This is a genomic window from Streptomyces tailanensis (genome assembly GCF_008386495.1).
GTDB classification, from domain to species: Bacteria; Actinomycetota; Actinomycetes; order Streptomycetales; family Streptomycetaceae; genus Streptomyces; species Streptomyces tailanensis.
Map to the genome: position 1 here is coordinate 94,678 of NZ_VTHJ01000025.1, position 7,671 is coordinate 102,348.

3 protein-coding genes are annotated in these 7,671 nt (G+C 70.9%); 1 reads left to right on the forward strand and 2 read right to left on the reverse strand.

What is annotated here, in order from left to right; translation table 11 throughout:
* Positions 1 to 192: 192 nt before the first annotated feature.
* Positions 193 to 3,135: an AfsR/SARP family transcriptional regulator gene (locus tag F3T56_RS21485; protein WP_149826838.1), complete on the reverse strand. Its 2,943-nt coding sequence runs from the start codon at positions 3,133 to 3,135 to the stop codon at positions 193 to 195.
* Positions 3,136 to 3,341: 206 nt separating this feature from the next.
* Between F3T56_RS21485 and F3T56_RS21490 the strand changes: the two genes are divergently transcribed.
* The gene (locus tag F3T56_RS21490; protein WP_246203742.1) at positions 3,342 to 5,933 is read left to right on the forward strand and encodes an ATP-binding protein; all 2,592 of its coding nucleotides are present in this window, start codon (positions 3,342 to 3,344) and stop codon (positions 5,931 to 5,933) included.
* Positions 5,934 to 6,242: 309 nt separating this feature from the next.
* Here F3T56_RS21490 and F3T56_RS21495 read toward each other — a convergent pair whose 3' ends face one another.
* On the reverse strand, positions 6,243 to 7,460 hold the full coding sequence (locus F3T56_RS21495) for a hypothetical protein (RefSeq protein WP_246203743.1): 1,218 nt from the start codon (positions 7,458 to 7,460) through the stop codon (positions 6,243 to 6,245).
* Positions 7,461 to 7,671: the final 211 nt, after the last annotated feature.

Genomic DNA, 7,671 nt, shown 5'->3' on the forward strand with positions numbered 1-7,671 from the left:
TTGCGCATTGGTCAGTGTTCTCCTGCACTGGAGTTTCATCTTGCGCCTCGCGCCGTTCTGCGATCGAGGCGAGGCTGATCAAACCAGCAGAAGAACCATGGGGCAAGCGAAGAAGACGAAGTGATTCGGAGTCTCTGCGCGTAGTCCTTCGGCCAAGGCAGTGAATTCGCGTGAATTTGCAGGAGTAGGTGCTCAGTGCAGGGAATCGCTCGCCCGATCGCCCGACCGTTCCGCGATCGCCGCCAGGTGGCGCCGGGCCTCGGCCTCCTCGTGAGCTGCACCTATGTCCCTGGCCAGTTCGAGGGCCCGTTCGTGGTGGGCGACCGCCTCGTGCGTCCGGTCGGCCGCCTCGAAGGCGACACCAATGCGATGGAGAGTGATGGACGTGTTGCGTTTATCGCCGAGTCGGCGAAAGGTGGAGAGGGCCTGGCGATACATTTCCAGAGCCGCCTCCAATTCATTCGGAACGTCCATCGTGTCGGCGAGGTTGACTTGGATGAAGGCGCGCGAGTGATCGTCGTTTCCGTTTTCCTGGAGCAGTTTGAGGGACTCTCCGAGGGCTGTTCTCGCCTCTTCTCGACGCCCGGTCTGAAGATATAGGTCCGAGAAATTATTGAGCGTACGAGACTGCTCTCTTGGGTCGTCGCACATACGGAATCCGCTCAGTGCGTTGGTGAAGGACCGGCCTGCCTCCGGATAATCCCCGACGGAGATCTGGGTGATTCCCAGGTTGTTGAAGGCGCGGGACGTCTGCCAGAGGTCGCCGGCGCGCTGCCAGAGGGCCAGCGCCGTCTTCTGGAGCCCCAGGGCCTCCTGAAGCTCACCCAGATTCCAGCGGACCACCCCGAGCAGATGCAGCACGTCGGCCTCCGCGCCCGCGTCCCCGGCGGCGCGGGCCACGTCCAGGGCGCGGCGCCCTGAGGCGAGGGCCCGGTCGTACTGGCCCGTGTGGTTCTGGGCGGTGCCCAGGTCGATGAGGGCCCGGACCTCGGCCTGTCGGTCACCGGCGTCCCGCCAGTACGCGGCGGCGGCCGTGTGCATGGCCTGTGCCACCCCCCAGTGCCCCTCGTCGGTGAGGAACCCGCCCAGCGCGTGGGCGAGGAGCGCCGCTTCACGCGTGTGCCCGGCGGCACGGCTGCGACGCTCGGCGGAGACCAGGGCGACATGCTCGCGCAGCAGCCACTGCCGGGCGGTCCGGGCGTCGGCGAGGTCGACCGAGAGCGAGTGCGTGGCTTCCGGGAGAAGCCCTGCGGTACGCATGCGCGGCCGGCGGGGATGGGTGAGTGCGGCCGCCTGCTCAGCCGCTCGGAGGTAGAACGCGATCAGTGCTCGTACGGCATCGTCACGCGTGCCGGGCGGGTCTTCGGAGAGCGTCAGCTTATGCGCGTACTCCTTGACGAGATCATGAAATCTGTAAACCTCAGGTCTCCGCTCCTGGACCAAATTGGCATCGAGGAGTTCTTCGAGGATCTGTTCGCTCTCGCCCGGCGGGAGGCCGACGAGAGCGGCTGTCGAATGCGCGTCGAATTCGACTCCGAGGTGCAGGCTGAGCAGCCGGAATACGCATTGCTGATCCCTCGTCAAAGTGTGGTACGACATTTCGAACGCGCGGGCAATCGCTCGAAAACCGTCCCGAATTTCCCCCAGCCTGTCCGGCCCTCGGGTCAGCCGCTGGACGAGATGTGAAAGGGTCCACGAAGGACGGGAGTTGAGGCGTCCGGCGGCGAGTTCGATGGCGAGCGGCAGATGGCCGCACAGCCGTACCACCTCGTATGTCTCGTCCCGGTTCCGCGCGCGCTCCGCCCCCACGAGGTGCCCGAACAGCGCCATGGCGTCCTCGGTCGGCAGTGTGTCCAGCGTGAGGGTGCGCAGCCCCGGCAGACCGGTGAGTCGACGGCGGCTGGTGACGATGACCAGCGACTGGGAGGAGCCGGGCAGCAGTGGTCTGACCTGTTCGGGGTCAGCCGCGTCGTCGAGGACGATCACGACCCGGCGGGCGCTCAGCAGGGTCCGCCACAGTGAGGTGAGTTCGTCGAGTGCGGGCGGGATGGAGCGGGCGGGAACACCGAGCGTGCGCAGCAGTTGGGCGAGGGCGTCGACGGGGGCGAGGGGTTGCTGACCGGGTACGTGGCCGCGGAGATCGATGTACAGCTGGCCGTCGGGGAAGCGGTCGCCCAGTCTGCGCGCGGCGTGCACGGCGAGCAGGGACTTCCCCACCCCCGGCATCCCGGAGACCGTGTGCAGTGCGATGGCCCCGTCGCCCGGGGCGGCCGCGTGCAGGATCCCCGACTCGCCGGCTCTGCCGATCAGTTCACCGTGGCTGGGCAGGGTGTTGGGGGTCGGTGTGGCGGGGGCGGGTCGGGCGAGCAACTCGGTCACCGGTGCCTGGCGCAGGATGAGCTGATGCACCCGTGCCAGACCGCCGCCCGGGGCGGTGCCGTACTCCTGGGCGAGCCGTCTTCGTACGGTGTCGTAGACGCGCAGCGCGTCGGTCTGGCGGCCGCAGCCGTAACTGGCGGTCATCAGCTGGCCGGCGACGGTCTCGTCGGTGGGGTGCTCGTCGAGCAGGGCGGTCAGATCGGGAACCAGATCGGCGTAGCGGCCCCGGCGCAGTTCGATGGTGATGCGGGTGAGGGTGGCCGCGAGCCGCTTCTCGGACAGGTTGGCCCGTACCCCCTGCGCCCACAGGCCGGGCAGCCCGGTCAAGGGCTCGCCGCGCCACAGCTGCTCCCCCTGGTCGAGCAGGGCGAGGGCGCGGGCGTCGTCGCCGCTGTCGGCCAGTGAGCGGGCTTGTTCGCACAGGCGCAGATAGCGATGGGAGTCGACCCGGTCACGGGGTACGGCGAGACAGTAGGCGTGGGCCTGCTGGGTGAGCCGGTCGTCGAGGCCGTCGTCCCGCAGGCGGCGGCGGATGCGGGCCACGTAGGAGTGCAGGCCCGCCCGTGCCTTGGCGGGCGGTGTGCCGTCCCACAGCCGGTCGATGAGGGTGTCCAGACCGACGGGTTTGCCCGCGTCGACGGCCAGCGCGGCCAGCGCCAGCCTCTCCTTCGGTGATCCCAGGATGTCCCGCCGGTCGTCGGACCGGAACTCGACGGTGCCCAGGATGAGGATGTCCACGTCCACCAGCGCCCCCATCGCTGATCAGGTACGTGCAATTCCGATTATCAAAGGATGACATGGCGTCAAGTCCGGTCAATATGGCGAACGTAATCGACAGATATCTTGGCTAAAACGCTCTGCTTGTTGCATACACCTGTCTGTTCCGGTGGCCGGATGGGTAGTTCTCCAGCCGCCCGGGCGACGACAGTCGGTCGTACGCCGATGGCCTGCGGAGGACGGCGATGGACCCGGTGACGACCGAGGAACTGCTGCCCGCGCTGAGCCTGGCGGCCGCCCGCCCCTGGGCACGCCGGGCGCTCGCCGAACTCACCCGGGCGATGGCCGGACCTCGCGCCCGGACCCTGCTCCGGACCTGGGAGGCCTGGGCACTCACCTCGCCCGTGACCTCACCCCTGACCCGACATTTGGCCGCCGAACTGGCCCGGCAGGCCGAAACCCGGCCCCCCTTGGCGAACTCGCTGCGCGTGTGGGCCATGGCCGTGCTCGTGACGGGGGAGGCGGAGGAGAGGGGAGGGCGTGTCGGAGGGGTGGAGGACGGTGACGAGGGAGAGCGCGTCCGGACGCCGAGCGACAGCACCGGCACCGACAACCGCATCGGCGGGCAGGCCGAGATCGTCGGGCCGGTGGTGCAGGCGCGGGACATCCGGGGCGACGTGCACATCCACGCCCCACCGCCGACGCGGCCCGACCGGGAGCGCCTCGTCCCCCGCCAACTGCCGCCGCCTGTCGCGCACTTCACCGGACGTGAGCATGAACTGGCCGCGTTGGACGAGCGGTTGCGCGGCATCGATACCCTCAGTACGGGGCTCGCGGTCATCACCGGCCCGGCCGGTGTCGGCAAGACGGCCCTGGCGGCGCACTGGCTCGCCGGGCGCGCCGACCGGTACCCGGACGGGCAGTTCTACGCCGACCTCCAGGGACACAGCCCCGGCGCGCAGCCGCTGCGGGCGGGCGAGGTGCTCGGACGGTTCCTCAGAGCCCTCGGGGTCGGTCACGTACCGGCGGAACTGCATGAGCAGGCGGCGCTGTGGCGTTCGGTCACCGCCGGGCTCGACATCGCCGTACTGCTGGACAACGCGTTCAGCGCCGCGCAGGTCCGTCCGCTGCTCTCCGGCTCGCCGGGCAGCCTGGTCGTGGTGACGAGCCGGCTGCGGCTGGCCGGGCTCGGTGTCGACGGCGCCGTGTTCCAGCAGGTCGAGGCACTCGCCCTCGACGACGCCGTGGCCCTGCTCACGCGCCGGCTCGGCGTCGACCGGGTGCGGCGCGAACCCGAGGCGGCCCGGCGGATCGCCGTCCTGTGCGCCGGACTGCCGCTGGCCGTGTGCGTCGCCGCGGCCCGGCTGGTGTCCAGACCCGCGCGGCCGCTCGCGTCCATGGCCGGAGCACTCGACCGGGACGACACCAGCCGGTTCGCGACCCTGAGCCTCGGAGGAGAACACGCGGTGGAGACCGCGCTGGACGAGTCGTACCGCCAGCTGCCCGACCAACTCGCCCATGCCTACCGCCTGTTGGGGCTACTTCCCGTCCCCGACCTCGACGCGATCGTGGCCGGCGCGGCGCTCGACGTCGAGCCGTCGGAGGCCGTGGGACTGCTCGACGGCCTCACCGACGTGAACCTGATCGAGGAGCTGACCCAGGACCCCCGCACCCGGCTGACCCGCTACCGCTTCCACGACCTGGTCCGCGCGCACGCCGCCCACCGAGCCGAGCGCGAGGACCCCGACGAGGCCCGTGACCAGGCCGTACGCCGAGTCACCGACCACTTCCTGGCCACCGCAACCGCCGCCGAGGAAATGCTCACCCCCAGCCATCGCATCCTGCCCCGCGACTACGCGTTCCCGCCGAGGACCCCGCCCGGGTTCGCCGACGGGGCGGAGGCGCTGCGCTGGCTCGACGCCTCACAGGCCCGGCTCATGGCTGTTCTGCGGGCGTCGGCCGGGCGCGGTCCGCACTGTACGACATGGCAACTGGCCGATGCCCTCTGGCCGCTCGTCCTGCGGCTCAGACCCTACGACCTGTGGATCGAGGCGTACGAGATCGGGCGCGCCGCCGCCCTGCGCGACGGCCACCGGGCGGCGCTCAACCAGATGCTGACCTCGGGCGGGACGGGACTGCGCAACGCCGGGCGCCTCGACGAGGCGGTCAGCTGGTTCACCGAGGCGCTCGACGCGGCATGCCAGGACGGTGACCGCCGGGCCGAGGCCCAGGCCCTGCACGGCCTGGGCCAGACGCACCGGCTCGCGCTCCGTTTCGCCGAGGCCACCGCCCGGTTCACCGAGGCCCTCCTCCTGCGCGAGGCCATCGGCTACCGGCGCGGTGCCGCCCTGACCCGGATCTGCCTCGGCGACGTCGCCCTCGCCGACGACGACACCGAGCGGGCACGCCGCTACCTCACCCTGGCCCGCGACGACCTGCTCGCCGAGGGCGACACCTACGACGCCGCCCGCGCCCTGGCCCATCTGGGACTGGCCCAGGACCCGGAACCCGATCCGGAGCGGGACCTGGGCACACGCCAACTCCTCGACGCGCTCGTTGAGTTCGAGGAAGCGGGCGCCGTCCACTGGCAGGGCAGGGTGCTGGAGATGCTCGGCGAGCGGTCCGAGGCGGTGGGTGACCCGTTGCGGGCCGGGGACTGGTATCGCCGGTCCCTGGCCCGGTACGAGCCGGTCAGCGCCGCCGACGCACAGCGGTTGGCGGAGCGGTTGCGTGGGCTCTCCCCGACGCTCGACGAGCCCGATGAACCGGATGAGCCCCATGAGCCCCATGAGCTGGGTGAGCCCCAGGAGCCGGACGGGTTGGATCACTCGACGTGAGCCACGTGAACAACAGAACCGCGAAGTCGTTGAACTCCCCGTCCGTGGGCTCCCGTTCACCTGTGAGCGCCCCCACCACCAGCCGAACCCCCGTACAGGTCACGGCCACACAGCCGCCGCCCCGGCAGCGTGCGACCACTACCAGACACCCTGGGTAACGCCGGAGCGCGTCGCGCGCCAGCCGCGTCGCCTCCGCCACCGGCCGGGGCCGACCGGCCAACAGCACATCGGCGAACTCGTACCCGACGGCATCGAGGAGGGCGTCGAGATCGGCGGTGAAGGGTTCCCGGGATCTGTCCGTCTCCCGAGTCACGAGGCCCCGCCTGCGCTTCGTCGGCCACGTGCGCGCCGGGCGCCGGGCGTCGGTAGTGGTCGGGTCATGGTCGGGTACGCGGGTTCGCCCAGGCCGAGCAGCCGGTAGATCACCCGCCGCATGTTGCGGTGGAACCGGCCCGGCTCGGAGGAGATGCGGGCCGCGATCCGCGCGTACTCCGCGGCCGGGTACTCGGCGGCGGCATAGGCGAGCTGCTGGGACAGGGGGTGGGCGGGGGACAGGGCGGGAGCCGTGCGGGCCAGCTCGGCGCCCGGCGAGCCGGGGCGGACGTCGGCCTCCGGGAAGCGGGTCAGCAGGATGGCCGCCGGTGTGAGGGTCGCGTACAGCGTGACGGAACCGTGGTCGCCCATCACCCAGTCCGCGGCGATCAGCGGCGCACGCCAGTCGGCCTGCGGCGGGATGACCAGGACCCCGCGTCGCCGCAGTACGGCCAGCCAGGCCCGGACCTGCCAGTCGCCGTGCCCGGACCACACGTTGGGGTGCACGGTCACGGCGATCCGGTACTCCCTGCGGGGCAGCTCGGCCAGCAGCCTCGGCAGGAGCGCGTCCAGCCGGTTGAAGGAGGAGCCGCGTCCCCAGGTCGAGGAGACGAGGACCAGCTTCTGTCCGGGGCGCAGCCCGAGCGCCCTGCGGTAGCGGGACCGCAGCGGCAGACTCGCCATGATCCGGTCATGGGCCGCGTCCCCGACCACCTCGGCCGCGGGCAGGGCCTCGGGACAGGTGTGGGCCAGGACGTCCAGGTCCTCCCGGTGCGCCAGGGCCAGTACCCGGGGTACGACCGTCCCGTTCCGCATCAGATAGCGCCGGCCCAGGCCACCGACGGTTCGCGGCGCCCCGGGGTCGCGGTCGTCGTCGAGCCGCGACAGCTTCATATGTCCCGCGCCGTGCGGGAGCCGGATGAGCGGGGCGCGCAGCCGTTCGGTGCCCTGTGCCCCCGCGGCGAGGGCCAGGTCGAAGTCGGTGCGTACCGCTTCCTCCCATGGGATCACGGAGCCGAGGCGGTCGGGGAGCGAGCGCTCGGCTCCCTGGTTGAACGCGTGTGGTGCCATCGTGAACGCCACCTGGATCCGCAGATCGGACTCCAGCAGTGACAGCAGATCCCTCAGCCGCTGTCCGTACACCTCGGTGTGGACGACGACGAGGACTCTCTTGCAGCCGGTCAGCGTCAGCCATTGACCGGACTCGACGGACACGGCCCCCTGGGGCCCGCTTGCGACAGACATCATCTCCCCCGAATCTCTCCCCGCGTTGCTCGTGTCGGCCTCTCGGCCTTGTGGGAGGAGGGATGCCCGCGGGTCCGGTGCGAACGCTTGACCGACCCTTGACGAAACCTTGCAGGACGGCATGGACATGTACACGCACATGGGTGAAGCGCGCGAGTCCCCGAGCACCGACGGGTGCTCG